General features: G+C 65.4%; 13 protein-coding genes and 1 other RNA gene. 8 read left to right on the plus strand and 6 right to left on the minus strand.

The genetic code is table 11. From position 1 onward, the window contains the following. Nucleotides 1–20: 20 nt before the first annotated feature. The 3 genes from lldD (at nucleotide 21) to KF707C_RS24865 (ending at nucleotide 4,416) form a co-directional block, all read left to right on the plus strand. Nucleotides 21–1,166, plus strand: a complete 1,146-nt coding sequence (gene lldD, locus KF707C_RS24855) for an FMN-dependent L-lactate dehydrogenase LldD (protein ID WP_003457330.1) — start codon at nucleotides 21–23, stop codon at nucleotides 1,164–1,166. Between the two features lie 53 nt (nucleotides 1,167–1,219). Next, complete coding sequence (locus tag KF707C_RS24860; RefSeq protein ID WP_003457332.1) at nucleotides 1,220–4,033, plus strand: FAD-binding and (Fe-S)-binding domain-containing protein; 2,814 nt, start codon at nucleotides 1,220–1,222, stop codon at nucleotides 4,031–4,033. A 137-nt stretch (nucleotides 4,034–4,170) separates the two neighbouring features. Further along, a complete protein-coding gene (locus KF707C_RS24865; RefSeq protein WP_003457333.1) occupies nucleotides 4,171–4,416 on the plus strand; it encodes a hypothetical protein in 246 nt (81 codons plus the stop codon). A gap of 169 nt (nucleotides 4,417–4,585) precedes the next feature. Here KF707C_RS24865 and KF707C_RS24870 read toward each other — a convergent pair whose 3' ends face one another. Beyond that, nucleotides 4,586–7,507: a hybrid sensor histidine kinase/response regulator gene (locus tag KF707C_RS24870; protein ID WP_036994479.1), complete on the minus strand. Its 2,922-nt coding sequence runs from the start codon at nucleotides 7,505–7,507 to the stop codon at nucleotides 4,586–4,588. 141 nt (nucleotides 7,508–7,648) lie between these two features. On the opposite strand from KF707C_RS24870, the gene ssrA reads away from it, so the two are divergent. Continuing rightward, nucleotides 7,649–8,023: a transfer-messenger RNA gene (ssrA, locus tag KF707C_RS24875) on the plus strand. Between the two features lie 85 nt (nucleotides 8,024–8,108). Here ssrA and KF707C_RS24880 read toward each other — a convergent pair. Then, a complete protein-coding gene (locus tag KF707C_RS24880) occupies nucleotides 8,109–8,432 on the minus strand; it encodes an XRE family transcriptional regulator (RefSeq protein ID WP_003457338.1) in 324 nt (107 codons plus the stop codon). Between the two features lie 41 nt (nucleotides 8,433–8,473). Beyond that, on the minus strand, nucleotides 8,474–9,454 hold the full coding sequence (locus KF707C_RS24885; RefSeq protein ID WP_081608153.1) for a LysR family transcriptional regulator: 981 nt from the start codon (nucleotides 9,452–9,454) through the stop codon (nucleotides 8,474–8,476). A gap of 112 nt (nucleotides 9,455–9,566) precedes the next feature. Here KF707C_RS24885 and KF707C_RS24890 point away from each other — a divergent pair, with 112 nt between their 5' ends. The 4 genes from KF707C_RS24890 (at nucleotide 9,567) to KF707C_RS24905 (ending at nucleotide 14,774) form a co-directional block, all read left to right on the plus strand. Continuing rightward, entirely contained in the window at nucleotides 9,567–9,926 is a 360-nt protein-coding gene (locus tag KF707C_RS24890; protein ID WP_003457342.1) for a cupin domain-containing protein, read from the plus strand. Between the two features lie 182 nt (nucleotides 9,927–10,108). Beyond that, on the plus strand, nucleotides 10,109–11,896 hold the full coding sequence (locus KF707C_RS24895) for a choline dehydrogenase (RefSeq protein WP_003457344.1): 1,788 nt from the start codon (nucleotides 10,109–10,111) through the stop codon (nucleotides 11,894–11,896). A 299-nt stretch (nucleotides 11,897–12,195) separates the two neighbouring features. Continuing rightward, complete coding sequence (locus KF707C_RS24900) at nucleotides 12,196–13,659, plus strand: purine-cytosine permease family protein (RefSeq protein ID WP_051050806.1); 1,464 nt, start codon at nucleotides 12,196–12,198, stop codon at nucleotides 13,657–13,659. Further along, nucleotides 13,656–14,774: a class II histone deacetylase gene (locus tag KF707C_RS24905; protein ID WP_003457348.1), complete on the plus strand. Its 1,119-nt coding sequence runs from the start codon at nucleotides 13,656–13,658 to the stop codon at nucleotides 14,772–14,774. The genes KF707C_RS24900 and KF707C_RS24905 overlap by 4 nt, the downstream gene beginning before the upstream one ends. Before the next feature lie 393 nt (nucleotides 14,775–15,167). On the opposite strand, the gene KF707C_RS24910 is transcribed toward KF707C_RS24905, so the two are convergent. The 3 genes from KF707C_RS24910 to KF707C_RS24920 form a co-directional block, all read right to left on the minus strand. Further along, nucleotides 15,168–16,118 carry an RnfABCDGE type electron transport complex subunit D gene (locus KF707C_RS24910; protein WP_036994480.1) on the minus strand — a complete coding sequence of 317 codons (951 nt, stop codon included), beginning with the start codon at nucleotides 16,116–16,118 and terminating at the stop codon, nucleotides 15,168–15,170. Then, nucleotides 16,115–17,515 carry an electron transport complex subunit RsxC gene (gene rsxC / locus KF707C_RS24915; protein ID WP_036994481.1) on the minus strand — a complete coding sequence of 467 codons (1,401 nt, stop codon included), beginning with the start codon at nucleotides 17,513–17,515 and terminating at the stop codon, nucleotides 16,115–16,117. Before rsxC ends, KF707C_RS24910 begins: the two co-directional genes overlap by 4 nt. 331 nt (nucleotides 17,516–17,846) lie before the next feature. Beyond that, the gene (locus KF707C_RS24920; protein WP_003457354.1) at nucleotides 17,847–19,070 is read right to left on the minus strand and encodes an MFS transporter; all 1,224 of its coding nucleotides are present in this window, start codon (nucleotides 19,068–19,070) and stop codon (nucleotides 17,847–17,849) included. Nucleotides 19,071–19,216 lie beyond the last annotated feature (146 nt).

A 19,216-nucleotide genomic window follows, 5' to 3' on the forward strand; every position in this document is an offset into this window, starting at 1 on the left:
GCCCGAAACGGATCGACTCCATGATCATCTCCGCCTCCACCGACTACCGTGCCGCCGCCCAGCGCAAGCTGCCGCCCTTCCTGTTCCACTACATCGACGGCGGCGCCTACGCCGAGTACACGATGCGGCGCAACATCGAAGACCTGGCCGGTATCGCCCTACGCCAGCGCGTGCTGCGCAACATGTCCGAGTTGAGCCTCGACACCCAGTTGTTCGGCGAGAAACTTTCGATGCCCGTCGCCCTGGCCCCCGTGGGCCTGACCGGCATGTATGCCCGGCGCGGCGAGGTGCAGGCGGCCAAGGCGGCGTCGGCCAAGGGCATTCCCTTCACCCTCTCCACCGTCTCGGTCTGCCCGATCGAAGAAGTCGCCCCGGCCATCGACCGGCCCATGTGGTTCCAGCTCTATGTGCTGAAGGACCGCGGCTTCATGAAGAACGCCCTGGAACGCGCCAGGGCCGCTGGCGTCACCACCCTGGTGTTCACCGTCGACATGCCGGTGCCCGGCGCCCGCTACCGCGACGCCCACTCCGGCATGAGCGGTCCCAACGCGCCGCTGCGCCGCGTGCTGCAAGCCATGACCCACCCCGCCTGGGCCTGGGACGTCGGCCTGCTGGGCAAGCCCCACGACCTCGGCAACATCTCCGCCTACCGCGGCAACCCCACGGGGCTGGCCGACTACATCGGCTGGCTCGGCGCCAACTTCGACCCCTCCATCTCCTGGAAGGACCTGGAGTGGATCCGCGACTACTGGCAGGGTCCCATGGTCATCAAGGGCATCCTCGATCCGGACGATGCGAAGGACGCGGTGAAGTTCGGCGCCGATGGCATCGTCGTCTCCAACCACGGCGGTCGCCAGCTCGACGGCGTGCTCTCCAGCGCCCGCGCCCTGCCCGCCATCGCCGACGCGGTGAAGGGCGACCTGAAGATCCTCGCCGACTCCGGCATCCGCACCGGCCTCGACGTGGTCCGCATGCTGGCCCTGGGCGCCGACACCGTGATGCTCGGCCGCGCCTTCGTCTACGCCCTGGCCGCCGCCGGTGGCGCGGGCGTCGGCAACCTGCTGGACCTGATCGAAAAGGAAATGCGCGTCGCCATGGTGCTCACCGGCGCCAAGTCCATCGGCGAAATCAACGCCGACGCCCTGGTACGCGAACTCGGCCGCTGAGCCGACACCACCCGGCGGGCCCCAACGGCCCGCGACTGCAGACGGGACACCGCATGAGCCTGCCGATTCCCTTCCTGAACACCGTCGAGCGCCTGATCCCTCCGGAGCGGCGCTTCGACGACCCCTTGTCCACCCTGGCCTTCGGCACCGACGCCAGCTTCTACCGCCTGATCCCCAAGCTGGTGATCCGCGTCGAAAGCGAGGCCGAAGTCATCGCCCTGCTCAAGGCCGGCCACGCCGAACTCGTCCCGGTGACTTTCCGTGCCGCCGGCACCAGCCTCTCCGGCCAGGCCATCACCGACTCGGTGCTGCTGGTGCTGGGTGACAACTGGAACGGCCGCGACATCCGCAACGCCGGCGAGCAGATCCGCCTGCAACCCGGTGTCATCGGCGCCCAGGCCAACGCCTGGCTCGCCCCCTTCGGCCGCAAAATCGGGCCGGATCCGGCCTCCATCAACGCCTGCAAGATCGGCGGAATCGTCGCCAACAACGCCAGCGGCATGTGCTGCGGGACCGCCCAGAACAGCTACCACACCCTCGCCGGCCTGCGCCTGGTGCTGGCTGACGGCACCCTGCTGGACACCGAGGACGCCGCCAGCGTCAGCGCCTTCCGCGCCAGCCACGGCCCCTTGCTGGCCGAACTGGCCGAACTGGGCCGACACACCCGCGCCAACACCGATCTTGCCGCGAAGATCCGCCACAAGTACCGCCTGAAGAACACGACCGGCCTTTCGCTGAACGCCCTGGTGGACTTCGACGAGCCGCTCGACATCCTCAGCCACCTGCTGGTGGGCTCCGAGGGCACCCTCGGCTTCATCAGCGCGGTGACCTACGACACCGTGCCGGACCACTCCCACAAGGCCAGCGCGCTGATCGTCTTCCCCGACGTGGAAAGCTGCTGCAAGGCCGTGACCCTGCTCAAGACCCAGCCCGTCTCCGCCGTGGAGCTGCTGGACCGTCGCAGCCTGCGCTCGGTGCAGGAAAAACCGGGCATGCCCGAATGGGTCAAAGGCCTCTCGGCCACCGCCTGCGCGCTGCTCATCGAGTCCCGCGCCGCCAGCCAGAGCCTGCTCCACGAACAACTGGGGCTCATCATGGCCTCCATCGCCGACTTCCCCCTGGAACAGAAGGTGGACTTCAGCGAAGACCCGGCGGTCTACAACCTTCTCTGGAAGATCCGCAAGGACACCTTCCCCGCCGTCGGCGCCGTACGCCAGACCGGCACCACCGTGATCATCGAGGACGTCACCTTCCCTATCGAACGACTGGCAGAAGGCGTGAACCGCCTGCTCCAGCTATTCGACAGGCACGGCTATGACGAAGCGATCATTTTCGGCCACGCCCTGGAAGGCAACCTGCACTTCGTCTTCACCCAGGGCTTCGAACAACCCGAGCAAGTGGCCCGCTACGAAGCCTTCATGCAGGACGTGGCGCAGCTGGTGGCCGTGGAGTTCGGTGGCTCCCTCAAGGCCGAGCACGGCACCGGGCGCAACATGGCGCCCTTCGTGGAGCTGGAGTGGGGCAGCGACGCCTACCAGCTCATGTGGCGGATCAAGCGCTTGCTGGACCCACGCGGCGTGCTCAACCCCGACGTGATCCTCAGCGAGGACCGCGACCTCCACCTGAAAAACCTCAAGCCGCTACCCGCCGCCGACGACATCATCGACAAATGCATCGAATGCGGCTTCTGCGAGCCCGTCTGCCCCTCCAGGGGCCTGACCCTCAGCCCGCGCCAGCGCATCGTCATCTGGCGCGACATCCAGGCCAGGCAACGCGCCGGCATCGACACCGCCGACCTGGAACGGGCCTACCAATACCAGGGCGTGGACACCTGCGCCGCCACCGGTCTCTGCGCCCAGCGCTGCCCGGTGGGCATCAACACCGGCGACCTGGTACGCAAGCTGCGCGCCCGCGACGCTCACCACGCCGGCAGCGCCAAGTGGCTGGCAGGACACTTCGCTGCCGCCCTGAAGGGCACGCGACTTACCCTGCGGATCGCCAACGGCGCCCACCGCTTGCTCGGCGCGCCGCTGCTGGAGAAGACCTCGGGCGCCCTGCGCCAGCTCTCCGGCAACCGGCTGCCGCAATGGACCCCCGCCCTGCCCCAGGCTGCGGCCCCGATCCACTTCACCCCGCCCACCTCCGACAACCGCCCGCGAGTCGTCTACCTCGCCGCCTGCGTTTCCCGGGCCATGGGCCCCTCGGCCGCCGACCGGGAACAGGTGCCCCTGATCGACAAGACCCGCATGCTGCTGGAGAAGGCTGGCTACCAGGTGGTCTTCCCCGAGAACCTCGATAGCCTTTGCTGCGGCCAGCCCTTCGCCTCCAAGGGTTACGCCGAGCAGGCCGACGCCAAGCGCCGCGAATTGGTGGACGCCCTGCTCGGCGCCAGTCGTGGCGGCCTCGACCCCATCTACTGCGACACCAGCCCCTGCACTCTGCGCCTGGTGCAGGACGGCCTGGACGCACGGCTGCAACTCTTCGACCCGGTGCGCTTCATCCGCAGTCATCTGCTGGAACGCCTGGAGTTCACGCCCCAGAACGAACCCGTGGCGGTCCATGTCACCTGCAGCACCCAGCACCTGGGCGAAGCCCAGGGACTGATCGACATCGTCCGCCGCTGCACCCACGAAGTAGTCATCCCGGAAGGCATCCATTGCTGCGGCTTCGCCGGAGACAAGGGCTTCATCACGCCGGAACTCAATGCCCACTCACTGCGCTCACTGAAAGACGCGGTGCAGCACTGCGAGGAAGGAATTTCCACCAGCCGAACCTGCGAGATCGGCCTGAGCCTGTACGGCGGCATCGACTATCACGGTCTGGTGTACCTGGTGGATCGAGTCACCCGCCCCCGCGCCGGCCTCTGACGCCCTGCCCCGCCTCTCCTGGCCGGAGGCCCCAACCGGGGCCGCTCCGGCCGGTTCTTCCCACCGATCCATTCCGCCACACAGTTCCCGGGCGCTACCTATACTCCCCAACGGTCAATCCCCATTGGAGGTCAGCCATGCGCCGCTTTGCCGTTTTGCTCGTCGCCGCCCTGCTCAGCGCACCGGTACTCGCCTCGCACTGTCCCCAGGACATGGCGAAGATCGACGAAATCCTGAAAACCGATCCCCCTGCCGATCCGGCCGTTCTCGAACAAGTGAAGAAACTCCGCGCCGAGGGCGAGGAACTGCACAAATCCGGCGACCACGCCGAATCGGAAAGGGTTCTGGGGGAAGCGCTGAACCTGTTGCAGTCCAGCGAATAGAAAAGACCGCAGGAAACCTGTAGGGGCGGGCTTGCCCGCGAACGAATCCACGCCCTTCGCCGGCAAGCCGGCTCCTACAAGCCCCCCGGTGCCGCCCCATTCGCAGGAGCGGGCTTGCCCGCGAAGAGACCTTCGCGAGCAAGCCCGTGCATCGGCCCGAGAAAGGCCCTCAGGCCTCCTGGCCGAGCAGCGACAGGGCCATGCGGCGCACCTGCTTCAGGTCCACCGGCTTGCTCAGGCAAGCGTCGGCCCCGCGCCTGCGGGCTTCGGCCAGCACCTTGTCATCCACCGCGGCACTGACCACCAACACCGGCATCATCGCCAGGCGAGGACTGGAGCGGACGAAATCCAGCACATCCAGGCCGTCGCCGTCAGGCAGGTCCAGGTCCAGCAGCAGCAGGGACGGCGTGATATCCGCCAGGACCCCGAGGGCCTTGCCCACCGAGCCCGCCCCCTTGACCTCCGCCAGGTCCCTCAGGCCTTCCTGCAGCACCTTGAGGCAGGCGGGATGGTCCTCGACGCACAGCACCTTGGGTAGCGACGGCGGCACCTCCGCCTCGGCCTTCGGCGGCATCGACGTTTCGAAGTCACCCGGTGTGGCGACACTGGGCAGGTCGATCCAGAATCGGCTGCCGATCTCCGGCGCGCTGGTAAAGCCCATCTCGCCCCCCATCAGCTCCGCCAGCTCCCGGCACAGCACCAGGCCGATACCCGTTCCCGGAATGGTGGAGTTCTCCCGCCCGAGGCGCTGGAACGGCTGGAACAGCATGGCCTGTTGTTCCGAGCTGAGTCCCGACCCGCTGTCCGCCACCCAGATGCGGATGGCCGCCGGGCGGATCTCGTAGCCCATGCTCACCATGCCTTGCGGGCTGTTGTACTTCACGGCGTTGGAAAGCAGGTTCAGCACCACCTGGCGCAACCGGCGCGCATCGGCCATCACGTAGAGCGGAGGCACTGGCGGCGGCATCTGCTGCAACTGCAACTCGCGGGCCTGGAGCTCGGGCTGGATCAGCTCTCCGCAACTGGCCAGCAGGGGACCGATATCCACCGGCTTCAATTGCAACTTCTGGCGACGGCTCTCGATGCTGGAAAGATCGAGGATGTCGTCCACCAACGAGGTGAGATGGCGGCTGGCATTGACGATCTCCTGGGCGTAGTCGCCTTCCACCTTGCGGTCCTCCCGGCCCTCCGCCTCCAGGGCGATCAGTTGGGCGAAACCGTTGATGGCATTGAGCGGCGTACGCAGCTCGTGGCTCATGCTGGACAGGAAACGGCTCTTGGCCTGGCTGGCCGCCTGGGCCTCGCGGGTCGCGATACGCAGTTCCTCCTCCACCTGCTTGAGCCGGGTGATATCCACATGGGTGCCGGCCACCCGCAGGGCGCGGCCGTCAGAGTCCCGTTCCAGCACCTTGCCCCGGCTCAGCAGCCAGGCATAGCGCCCTTCGACATCGGCGAAGCGGTACTCGGCGTCGAAGTTGTCCTGGTCGCTGACCGAGAACAGCATGCGCAGGCGGCGCACCCGCTCCACATCGTCCGGGTGCACCCGGTCATTGAACTCGGCGAAGGTGATCTCGTCGCTGCGCAGGCCGAAACGCTTCACGAAGCGCCCACTCATCTTGATCGACAAGGTGATCGCGTCCACTTCCCAGAGGCTTTCGGTGGTGCTCTCCAGCACCAGGTCGAGGCTGCGGCGAGCCTCCAGCCGCTCCTCCTCGCTGGCCTGCAATTGCTCGCCACTGTGCTGCACCGCCTCGGCCAGGGCCTGCAATTCGCCAATACGACTGGGCGACGGCGGCGCTGGACGGAAGTCGCCCTGACCAATGCTGCGCATCATCCCCATGATCCCGCTCATGGGCGTGGCCAGCTCGCCGCTCAGGTGCCGCGAGCGCCCCCACATCCAGGCGAAGAACAGCGCATAGAAGAACACCAGGCCGGCAATCAGCAGGTAGCCGATCTGCTGGTAACGCGCGGCCAGGCGGTTCGTCTCGCGGAAGATATTGGCCTCATCCACCACCATCATCAGGCGCCAGCCCGTCTGTGGAATCTCGGTCCAGGCCACCAGCTGCTTGCGACCGCCCAGCTCCACCTCCTGGACATTGCCCTTGCCGGTCGCCATGGCTTCCAGCAACGGTTGCATCTCGCGGTGGCGGGTCAGGTTGAAGTCCTCGGGCTTGAGCACCTCGCGGCGCACCGCCTCGTCATAGGAGAAGCGCGTCAGCTCCCGCAGGCCGAAGTCGCGCTCGCCCGCCTCGGGCAGCGCCATGATGCTGTGGTCGCGGCTCACCAGCATGGCGTAGCCCTGCCACGGCACCTTCAGGCTGCCGATCTCGCCGAGCATCTGCCCCACGGTGATATCCAGGCCCACCACCCCCTCGAGGAAGTCACCGCGGTACACCGGCGTGATCGCCGACATCATCCAGCCCAGCCCGGCCGGGTCCAGGTACACGTCGGTCCACACCGTCTTGCGCTGCGGGTTGTGCTTGGCGTCGGCGAGGTAATAGAAGTTGTAATTGGGTATCACCATGTCATGGGGATACTGCTCGGGCGTCATGAAGAAGGGATAGATGCGGTTGTAGCTGTCCCAGCTGTTGAAATAGACAGCCGCCACCAGCGGGTTCGACTCGCGGATCGAACGCATCAGCGGGTCCACCTGTGACAGTCGCAGGGCCTTCTCGTGATCCTGCTTCTCCACCGGCGTGCTGCTGGCGTAGAAGGACGCGGCACGACCATCGTCGCTGCGGGTGTAGAAGACCCCGTCGTTGCTCAGCACGTGCCGCTGGCGCTCCAACTCGTCCGGCTGGAAGGACGTATCCTGCAGCGCCCGGGCAATGGCATCGCGGAACAACCGCGTGGGCACCTCGATGCCCTGCAGGCGCATGTCGATCACCTTGCCCTCGCGCACCACCGCGCTGCTCAGATCCTCCAGCGCGCTCTGCTGCAGGTACTCCACCTGGGAATCGCGAATCGCGCTGTTGGTCAGCAGGTAAGCCGTGATCAGCACCGACTCGACGAGAATCAGCGGGATCAGGGAGCTCTGCACGAAGGCACGCCAGATCCACTGGCGCAGGGGGATTTGGGCGGATCGCGGCATGGCGACGTCTCGGCTCAAAGGTCGTCCTGACAATAGCTATCAATCATATAGCAAGCGCTTGGCCGCGCTAGGCGAATTGCGTGGTCGACGCGCGAACGCCTTTGCCGTAGACTACGTTCCGTTGAAAACCCTGAGTTTTCTGGGGCCGATTAGGATTCGACGCCGGTAACAAAACTCTAGGGGCATGCCGAGCTGGTAGCAGACCTCGTAAATTAGCTGCTGCAAACTATTAGTTGCCAACGACGACAACTACGGGGCGGCCCTCGCGGCCTAACCCTTCTGGCGGCTTCGGCTGCCAGCAGTCATAAGGGGATGCCTGTAAACCCGAAATGACTGTCAGATAGAACAGGATCGCCGCCAAGTTCGCTGTAGACGTAACGGCTAAAACTCATACAGCTCGCTCTGAGCACCCTGCCAGTCGGGCCGCAAAGAGCTAACTCAGTAGACTTGGCTAAGCATGTAGTCCCGAAAGCGGAGAGCTGGCGGACGGGGGTTCAAATCCCCCCGGCTCCACCAAAATCCAAGACTAAGCCCCTGATTTTCCTAGTGAATTTCAGGGGCTTTTTCGTTTCTGCCTTGATGTGTCGAAGAAGTGTCGAACTCAGCCGTGGCGCTCATCGAGGTCCGCGAAATTGCTGATCTTCACGGCACAGTCAGGAAAGCGCGCAATCACCTCCAGCTGTCCACCCATTGCCTCGATATGGCTGCGCAGCGTGGAGATGTACATGTCCGTACGCTTCTCCATCTTGGCGATGGCCGGCTGCTGGACATGCAGCACCTCCGACAGCGTCTTCTGCGACAAGCCACGCGCCTGGCGCAGCTCGTTCAAGGGCAACTCAGCCAGCAATTCCTGAGCCTTTGCCTGGACTCGCTCCTGGGCGTCAGGCGACATCTTCGCGCGCAGCCCTGCAAACTTCTCAGTCATCGAAGGCCCCACCCTGACTGCGTCAGCGAGGTGATCGCCACTCAGCCGATAGGCGCACTCTGCTTGCTAGCACCGGCACGCTCCACGACTCGAATGCCTTTCTCAGCAAGCGCTTGCCGCACGGCCACCTGGTAGGCATCTATCGCACCGCGCAGCCAGGTTTCGAACTTCTGGCTTGCGGGTGAGTTCGGTCTTGCCCTGGGTTTGAACAGGCTGTAGTTCTGCTCGCTGACCAGCCCCAACGGGTAGGGGACGATCAGCTCGCCTGCCCGGATAGCGGGCAGTGCGAGGAAGCTGTCGCCGATGGTCAGACCGCCACCTGATGCGGCGACCGACAAGCAGAGGGTGGTTTCGTTGAACAGGGTCTGCTGGCGACGCGGGCCGCCAGGGTCGAGCCCGGTCAGGGCGCACCACTCCTCCCAGACATCGTAATTGGCATCGATCAGGTAAGGCGCATCGCAAGGCTTGTGACCCTCGCCCAGATAGCTCTCGGCAAAGGCCTGGGTGCAGACCAGCAGGTCGATCCAACGGCACAGTTCGGTTTCTTCCAGCCCTCCGCCGGCCCGGGCGCCTTGCATGCCATAGAAAATACGGAAGTCGAAATCCTCATCGAGGCGGAAAGTACCGTTGTTTTCGGCGGTGATCTCCACCGAGATGCCGGGGTTGGCAACCAGGAATTTCCCGACCTGGCCGGCCAGCCAGCTCGACGCGAAGTCACGACACACAAGCACTCTCAGATGCTCGCCCTGCCGCGCGCGGCGGCTGATGGTGTCGGTGGTCAGCTGGATCAGGTCGAAGGCTTGCTGCAGGGCCAGAAACAACTCGCGGCCGGACGGCGTCAGGCGGATCACATTGCCCGTACGCAGCAGCAGGGGGCAGCCCATGTCGCTCTCCAGCTGCGCAACCTGTTTTGACACTGCCGGCCGCGTTACATGCAGCTCCTCCGCAGCGGACGAAATGCTGTTGAGTCGGGCGACGGCCTCGAAGGCGCGAAGCGCGGTCAGGGACTGGTGTTTTCTCAAGAAGCGGCTCCGTAACCTGAGGTGACGCAGGAGGAAATCTTGTCACTTGTTCGCATGGGAGCCCGACTCTAGCTTAGGCGTCAATCCCAACGCGCAAATCCGAGGCTTCATCATGCTCCTACCGATCCGTTTCTCCTCCACTGGCCCCAATGGTTGGCAGCAATTGCCGGACGAAGCCCTTGAACATGCCGAGCTGATCGAAGGCCGGCCGATGGGCCTGGACCATGCCTACTTCAGCCGCAGCGAACCGCCGCTGAAGTCGGGCATCTGGCGCTGCGAGGCGTATACCGAGCGTTACGAAAGCTACCCGGCCGATGAGTTCATGGTCGTGCTGGAAGGGGAAGTCACGCTGGAGGCTGACGGCTTCCGCGAAACCTATACCCAAGGCGATTCCTTTCTGGTGCCCAAGGGCTTTCGCGGCATCTGGCGTCAACCGGTGCCGATGCTGAAGTTCTACGTGATCGTCGGCTAGCCAGCCTGGGTGCCGGGGGCGAGTCGGTCCACTCAGCCAGACCTGAGGTGGACGCCGCAGACCCCGGACTCAGCGAAGGCCCCTACAACCCAATTCAACCCGGCCCCTTCCCCTGGCGCGGACCTCGCCGCGCCAGTTGGATGGGCTCTGCCTCCAGCCCTACGACTGTGGGAATCCGCGCCATGTCGACTCTTGAGCAAACATCATTATCCAGCCCGCAAGACGAGGGGCACTATGACTACATCATCGTCGGTGCCGGCGCCGCCGGTTGCGTGCTCGCCAATCGCCTTGGCGAAGACCCTGATGTGCGGATCCTCGTGATCGAAGCGGGTGGCAGCGATGCCTCGGTCATCGTGGCGATGCCGGCCGCGCTGTCGATCCCGATGAACACCAGGCGCTTCAACTGGGGCATGAAGACCGAGCCGGAACCCGGCCTGGGCGGCCGGCAAGTGAACCTGCCCCGTGGCAAGGGACTGGGCGGCTCCTCATCGATCAACGGCATGTGCTGGGTGCGCGGCAACCCCATGGACTACGAGTTATGGGAGGCGCTGGGGGCCGATGGCTGGCGCTGGTCGAACGTGCTTCCTTACTTCCTGCGCATGGAGAACGTCGAGGGTGGCGGCCCCCTTCGCGGGACCAAGGGGCCGATGCGCATCAAGCGCGGGCCAGAGACCAACCCACTCTACCGAGCGTTCGTCAAAGCCGGTTCCGAGGCTGGCTACGCCGTGAGTGACAACATGAACAGTCGGCAGCACGAAGGCTTCGGGCCGATGGAAATGAACGTTGGCGACGGGCGCCGCATGAGCGCTGCCCGCGCCTATCTGCGGCCGGCCATGGCCCGGGGCAACGTGCGTGTCATCAAGGGCGGGCTGGTTGACCGGGTGATATTCGATGGCCGACGGGCGACCGGGGTCCTGTTCTCGGTGGCGGGCAAGCCTGCCAGGGCCATGGCCACGCGGGAGGTCATCCTGTCAGCCGGGGCCATCATGTCCCCGGTGATCCTCAAGCGCTCCGGCATCGGGCCGGCGCAGGAACTCGCACAACATGGCATCCCGGTGATCTGCGATGCCCCCGAAGTAGGCGAGAACCTGATGGATCACATGGAACTCTACCTACAAATGGAGTGCACCCAGCCGGTCAGCCTGTTTCCCACCCAGAGCCTTCTGGGCAAGGCCCGGATCGGTCTCGAATGGCTCGCCACCCGACGTGGGCTCGGTGCGACCAACCACTTCGAGAGCGGCGGACATATCCGCAGCCGGGCGGGCATCGTTTATCCCGACATCCAGTTCCACTTCCTGCCGCTGGCTATTTCCTATGACGGGCAGACACTCGCGGAGGGGCACGGCTTCCAGGTGCATGTCGGCACCAAGCGTTCGAAGAGCCGTGGCTGGGTCAGACTGCGTGACGCCCGTCCGGAAAGCCTGCCACGGGTGCGCTTCAACTACATGACTCATGCCGATGACTGGACGGAGTTCCGGGCCTGTGTGCGCCTGACGCGGGAGATCTTCGCCCAACCGGCCTTCGCGCCCTATCGGGGCCGCGAACTGGCGCCGGGCGCGGCGGTTCAGGACGATGCCGCCATCGATGCCTTTCTCAAGCAGAAGCTGGAAAGCGCCTACCACCCCTGTGGCACTTGCCGAATGGGCAGCGACGAGGCTGCGGTGACCTTCCCCGACGGCCGGGTGCGCGGCGTCGAGGCGCTGCGCGTAGTGGACGCCTCGCTGATGCCCGCGGCCACCGCCGGCGACTTGCAGGCCCCCACCCTGGTGCTGGCCGAGCGGCTGTCCGACCTGATCCGTGGCCGTCACCTGCCGGAGGCACAAGGAGCCCAGCTCCTGGCGGATCCGCAGTGGGCTACCCGGCAACGCGGTCAGAACATCACCCGCGACTACGCCAGCGAGCGCCACCGGCTGGCGGCCGCCCTGTTGGCCAATGTGAAGGGAGCCCCCCTGCCGATGGCAGCGGGTTGAGTCATCGCGTTACCGGACCACGAACCTTTGCTTCAACCCCCGGATGAGCGGAAATGAAATGCCCCGAACGATCTTGCACGCATCGATCAGGTGCCATGGAGAGCCGGCCAGAGTCTTCTCGGCTTCATCCCGCGCCCTGAGTTGTTCCTCCATGGCGACCGAGGTCGCGTGTCCCTTGTGGCTGTAGAGGCACCGAACGTTGCACCGCGATTGACCCGAAATGGAGACCCCACAGATAGCTCGATGAATGAAGCATCAATGATGCAACCCCGATCAATCTCAATCAGGAAAACAAGAAAATGGGAATGACGTCTAACGGGCAAAGCGCCTCGGTGAGTCCTGCGATTGCGCAGGGTCGATCCGATGGTGCCGAACGGCGCTCCGTAGATTTCGTACCGGTGACCGAGCGTCACGGCACGGTGCGGCATCTCGGTGCGGTCTGGATAGTTGCAAACATCAACCTGACAGCGATGGCTACCGGCGCTACAACCTTGGCGCTTGGCGGCTCACTCTTCTGGACGCTGGTCGCGACCGTGTTCGGCTCACTGTTCGGAACCCTCTTCATGGCTCTGCATTCCTCGCAGGGCCCCCACCTGGGCCTTCCCCAGCTGGTTCAGTCCCGAGCGCAGTTCGGATTCCTCGGGGCCGCGATCACGGTGTGGGTCTTCGCCCTCGTGAATTACTTCAACTACAACGTCGCCGACGCGATCCTCGCAGGCTCGAGTCTGAACTTCCTCCTCGGTATTCCAATCTCCTGGGGGTTTCCGATCGCCGTAGTGTTCGCCGGCACCTTGGCGCTGTATGGCTACCGATGGATCCACCGGGTCAACCGATTCCTGGTCGTACCACTGGGTTTGACGATCGTGATACTCACCTACGCCGCGGTGGCGCGGGGCGGGGTTTCTGCGGACGCATTCGCCCCCGGTCCCATCGAATGGCATGCCTTCGCGACGACCTTCGTCATCGTGGCGGGCTTCCAGCTTGGCTGGGCGCCCTACGTATCGGACTACTCCCGCTACCTCGCCCCCACCGTCTCCACGCGGGCATCGTTCCTGTGGACCTATCTGCCTTCGGCGATCTCCGCGCTATGGGTGATCGGCCTGGGCTCCCTGCTCGCGGCGGCGGCTCCAGGCGCCACGGTCATCACCGCGATAGCGCAGGGTGGCGATGCCCTGTTCGCAGGCGGCGGCCGAATCGCAGTCGCACTGCTGTTCATCGGCCTGCTGGTGGTGATGGCGCTCAATGCCTATGGCGGCAGCCTGACCCTCATCTCGATCCTGGACTGTTTCCGCCGGGTCCGGCCATCGCTGGCCATGCGAGCCATCACCATCATGGTGATGACGCTGTCGGTGTGGATTGTCGCGGCGATGGTCGGCGAGGAGCGGTTCAACCTGTTCTACGGAAACGTCCTGGTGTTCCTGGCGTACCTGTTCACACCCTGGACGGCCATCAACCTGGTGGACTTCTACCTCGTTCGCAAGGGTTGCTACTCGATCCGCGAACTCTTCAATCCCGCTGGTATTTACGGACGATGGGGATGGCAAGGGAATGTCGCCTATATCGGGGCACTGGCGGCAATGGTGCCCTTCTTCGTCACCGCGCCTTACACCGGATGGATAGCTCGCCAAATCGGCGATATCGACATCTCGATGTTCGTAGGTCTCCTGGTTGCCAGCGCACTTTATCTCCTCACATCTCGAACCCTTGATCTGGGCGCCGAACGCAGCCTGGTGGAAAAGGAAAGGAAGGTCAGCGAATCATGAATACGAAGACAACCGGCTGGATCTGGGACGAAAGGTTCATCACTCACGATACGCGGGCATGGAGCCTGCCGTGGCAGGAACCCATCGACCATCCCGAGAAGGGCGACACCAAACGACGCTTCGCGAGCCTGGTGAAACGCAGCGGCCTTGAACAGCACCTCGTTCCGCTGCCGTTCAGCCCGGCCTCGGAAGCCGACCTGCTGCGGGTGCATACGCCGGAGTACGTCGACCGGATCCTGAACCCGACCGGTCCCGCCTGGAGCGATGCGGGCGATGGCGAGACGCCGGTTGGGCCTGGCTCGGCGGACGTTGCCAGGCTCGCCGCTGGGGCCGTCATCTCGACCTTCGGTGCCGTTGTATCGGGCACTGTGACCAACGCCTACGCCCTCGTACGACCGCCGGGCCACCATGCGATTGCCGGTCAGGGAATGGGCTACTGCATATTCCACAACACCGCGATCGGAATCCGCCATCTCCAGCAAACGGGAGCGGTGTCACGCGTCGCGGTCATCGACTGGGACGTTCATCACGGCAACGGGACCGAGACCCTTTTCTACGACGACCCGTCGGTGTTGACCATCTCGCTCCATCAGGACGACCTCTACCCCATCGGACGCGGGAAGGTACAGGACGTCGGCACCGGCCCCGGAGTGGGCGCCAACCTCAATATCCCTCTTCCCGCAGGGTCGGGGCGAGGGGCGTACGTGGCCGCGTTCGAGCGTGTCGTGGTACCGGCGATCCGCCGCTTCCGGCCGGACCTCATCGTGATAGCGAGCGGGTTCGACTCGGCGGCGATGGACCCCTTTGGCCGCCAGCTCCTGCACTCCGAGGCCTATCGCGAACTGACGACGCTCGTGATGGACCTGGCCGATGAAGTGTGCAAGTCGCGAGTGGCCGCCGTGCACGAGGGCGGCTACGACCCGCTCATGGGGCCGTTCTGCGGGCTCGCCGTGGTTGAAACCCTCGCCGGGCGGCGCACGGCAGTCGAGGATCCCTGGATCGGCACTGTCCTGAATCTTCCGGAACAGGCCCTGTTGCCCCACCACGACGCGGCCATACGCGCGTGCGAGCAACTTGTCGCAGGCGTGCCGGATGGGTCCGGCAAGGCGCGGTGACAAGGCGCTTCATCAGCCGCACCTGAAGGAGAACGAACGGCTTGTCGAGAGGCCAGTGCTCACGAGCACTGCGCCTCGAGCCGGCAGGCTGGCTTGAACACCTGACCTGGGCTGAACAGGAATCACGAACGCCAAGCCGCCAGGCCGAGGCTCCGCAGGAACGTCGTCATGCCATTGTCAGTGCAACGCGCTGGCGAATCCGGCCATCGCCGCAAAGCCCCTAGCCCACCCGTCCCGGCCCCCGATGCTCGAAGGCCGACCGGGCACGATCAGCCTTCGCCGAGGGGAAAAGGGGCGTGATCGCCAGGTCGCGGTTGCGGCGGCACAGACTCTTCCAGCGCGTGGCATACCTGTGCCACCTGAGACAGCGGCGCCTCGGCTCGCCGCGCGGAATCAGCTCCGGCTCGCCGCGTACCAGGGCCGTTGCAGGCGCCGCACCAGCTGGTCGATCTGCGGCACCAGCAGGTTGGCGGCCAGCACGGCGAAGCAAAGGCCATCGGCATAAAGCCCGAACTCGCGAATCAACTCGGTCAGCACGCCAATGGCCACGCCGAAGAGGATGCGGCCGGTGCGCGTATCGGGACTGGTGACCGGGTCGGTGGCGATGAAGAAGGCGGTGAACAGGAGGCCGCCCAGGCTGAGGCTGTAGAGGCTTTCCTGCGGGCTATGTCCGGCCGCCAGGCAGAGCAATGCCGTGCTGGCGAGCATCGCCAGCGGAATCTCGATCCGGATCACCCGCAGGACCGCCAGTATCAGACCGCCGGCGACATAGCCGTACCCCGACAGATTGGGGGTGATCGGCGTGAGCTGGTCCCGGGACAGCTGGGTGGCGCCGGCGAAGGCATCGAGGGCGAGGGGGGGCGCCAGCTGCAACTGCTGCAGCAGAACCTCCCTGGCACCCAGGCCGTGGGTCCAGGGGGCATGGTTCGAGGGCGCCGGGTACAACTGCTGGTAGAAGCAGATGGCGATGATCCCCAGTCCCACCATGGCGGGGTTCAGGCGGTTGCGGCCCAGACCGCCGCTGCCGTGCTTGCAGAGCGCGAGCGCGGCAAAGCTGGCCAGCGCCATCATCCACAGCGGCACCAGCAACGGCAGGGCCCGAGCCAGTATCAGGCCGAGCACCAGCCAGCTCAGGTCGCTCAAGCCGGCGCGCACATCCAGTCCGCGCAGGCGCAGCAGGCCCGCTTCGAAGCCGAAGGCCAGCAGCACGCACCAGAAGGTCTGCAACCAGACCACGACACCGAACTGCCAGGCGTAGAGGACGGTGCCCGGCAGCAGGCACAGGCTGACCAGCAGCATCACCGTGCGGAGACGATGGGGGGCGGGACGGAGTATCAGGCTCATGGACGCAGCTCCGTCTTGCTCTGGCGGAAGCGCTCGCGCAGCGGCAGATGGCTCGGGCAGGTGCTGCTGCAGCTGCCGCATTCGATGCAGGCGTCCAGCCGCAGCGCCTGGAGGTCGGCCTTGTCCTGACGTTCGGCGGCGGCGTAGAGGTCCAGCGGCCTGAGGGACATCGGACAGACATCGACGCAGCGCGTACAGCGGATGCAGCTGCCCGCGGGCTGGGCTGCCGGCAGGTAGCGCTCGGCCGCGAAGATCAGGCAACTGCTGGTCTTGCTGATCACGGCTGCAGGGTCCGGCAGCGGCTGCCCCATCATCGGGCCGCCGACCTGGGTCAACCGGCCTTCGGAGTCGGCACCGGCAAGCGCGCGCAACGCGCTGACCGGATAGCCCACCGGCACCTCGACATTCCCGGGCCGCTCACAGCCGCCCGTCAGCGTCAGCACGCGTGATATCAGCGGTTCGCCGTGGAAGGCGGCACGTCCCAGCGCATGCAGTGTCGCGACATTCAACGCCAGCACGCCGATCTCGGCGGGCCGGGTCCCTGGCGCCAGGTTGCGGCCGCTCAGGCTCTTGATCATCAGCGGCTGCCCTCCGGCCGGGTAACGCGCCGGCAGCGGGCAGATCTCGACCCGGGTGCGGGCCTGGCGGGAGGCGGCGCGCAACGCGGCCATCGCCTCGGGTTTGTTGGTTTCGACGCCAAAGCGGGTCAGCGTGATTCCCATCAAGGACGCGAGATAGTCGGCGCTCTCGATCAGCGCCTCGGCGCGTTCGCGCATGAGACGGTCATCGCAGGTCAGGAAGGGTTCGCATTCGGCGCCGTTGATCAGCAGCAGGTCGGGGTGCCGGGCGTCGGCCAGCTTGAGGGCGGTCGGGAAACCCGCCCCGCCCAGGCCGACTATCCCCATCCGCAAGGCGCGCTCGACCAGCGCCTCGGGGGTTTGCGGCACCTCGGTCACCGTGCGTTCGATCCACTCATCCCGGCCATCGGCATTCAGGATGACGGCCATGACCGGCTCGGCCGAGTCGGCCGCATAGGCGAGGCCGACCCGTTCCACGACGCCGGAGGTGCTGGCATGCACCCAGGGGGTGTCGTGATCGCCGATGCCGATCACCTCGCCCTTGCGCACAGGCTGTCCCGGCTGCACGCAAGGCTGGGCGCAGCGGCGACCCCGCTCGAGGGGGATCGCCAGCTGCAGCTGTCCCACCGCCACGGGGGCGATGGGATCGGCGTTGGACAACTCCTTGTAGCCTCTGAGCTTCAGCCCTCCGTGCCAGCTGCGCCCTGAGGGCGAGGCGATGGCAAACAGACGGCGCCAGAAGGTTTTCTGTTGCGGCTGACGTTGGGCCTGTACGAGGCGTGGCAGGCGCTCGATGCTCTGCAACGATTGGCTAGACATTCTCTGCCCTCCAATTTTCTTGGACATGAAGCGCCCCTGCGCGCCTTTGCGCATCAAGGGGTTATCGCTTCCGGGAACTTTGAGGGAAAAGCGAGGCGGGGCACTCGATCACTCAGGGAACTCAGAGCGCCGGACGAGGGTGTTGTTCAGTTTTTGAACAAAAACCTGACAAATGGTAGGTCTATTTGGGACCTGTGTACCGATTGCCGGGAACGCTGCAAGGCGAAGGGGACTGCCCCGACAGGGGTGAATGACGACGACACCAGGCGCGCCCGCAGGAGCCGCGATGATGAACCCGCCTAACCTGGCCACCCCCGTCCAGACCACGCCGTCAACCGACGGCCAACCCCTTGGAAGCCGCGGCCGGGGCCTCACTGGGCAGTCTCAGCGTCAGCACTATCAGCAACACGCCGACACCACTGATGACGGCGTAAACCCCGGCAAAGCTGCCGCTGTGATTGGCCAGCAGCCCCGCACCATAGTTGCCGAGCATGCCGCCGGAGCCTTGCATCACATTGGCGATACCGAAGATCGAGACGGCCATGGCGCTGGAGGATGCCAACTTGGAAACGTAAGCCGGAATAAGGCCGAAGATGGGGTAGAAGGCAGTGGAAAACAGTACGGCGGCAACCAGGGGCCAATGACCTGAAGGCTGCACCACGAAGATCAGCGCCGCCGTCACCACGCAGCCGTAGACGAGATACATGGCAAAGCGCAATCCGGTGCGGTCCGAGAGCCAACCGACCGCGAGCCCGGCGAACATGCCGACGAATCCGATCACGGCCCAGACCTGGGCGGTGTACTGCACGTCGAAGCCAAGCTCGGTGCGGAGATAGGACGAGAGGTAGGTCTGGAACGGGAAGGTGGCGAAACCTATCAGGAAGTTCATTGACCAGATCAGCAGTACCCAGGGTCTTATCAGTCCTGGGCGGCCGCTGGATGAGGCGGCTTCGTCTGTCGTTGCCGTCGGCGCTGACGGCAGGGTCTGGCCGAGCAAGCCTCCCCGCTTCAGCACCACCAGCACCAGCACGGCCATCGCCAACGTGAGCAGCCCCACCACCCACCAGACGCTGCGCCACTCGCCCTGGGGGGCATAGATGGGCACCAGCAGGCTGTTGATGGCGACGCCATAGCTGGTCCCGCTGGACACCAGCCCCATGGCCAGGCCTCGGTAGCGGTAGGCGACCACCCTGGCGATGACATCGACCATGGGCACGAAGACAGTGGCGGCGGTGCCCGCCAGCAGGGTCAGCAGCACACCTATGACGAATGTGTTGCTCGACAGCGGGATCAGCAGCAACGCCAGCGCGCACACCGCCCCCGACGCCGCGATCATCCTGCCGCCGCCGACCTTGGGCGTCAGCCAGACCGCCAGCATGGCGCAGAGCAGGAACCCCAGTTGCGCTGAAGCGGTGATGGTGCCCACGTAGGAAAAACCGAACCCCAGGGACGCCTGCATATCGGGTACGAGCTGGGCGAACAGATAGATCCCGAAGCCATAGGTCGCCGCCACCAGGCCGGTCAGCAAAACTACAACCGCAACATTCAAGCGCATGGCGAGTTCCTCATGAACTGTTGGCGTTGACGACAGCACGTCGGTATATGGGGCGCGCAAACAACGGAGCATCCTTCGTGCAGGCAAGCGGCGAAGCCGGCTCGCCCTGGCTGGCCCGACCTCGATCCCCCGGATGCGCGGGTGGC

This window comes from Pseudomonas furukawaii, assembly GCF_002355475.1.
GTDB lineage: Bacteria > Pseudomonadota > Gammaproteobacteria > Pseudomonadales > Pseudomonadaceae > Metapseudomonas > Metapseudomonas furukawaii.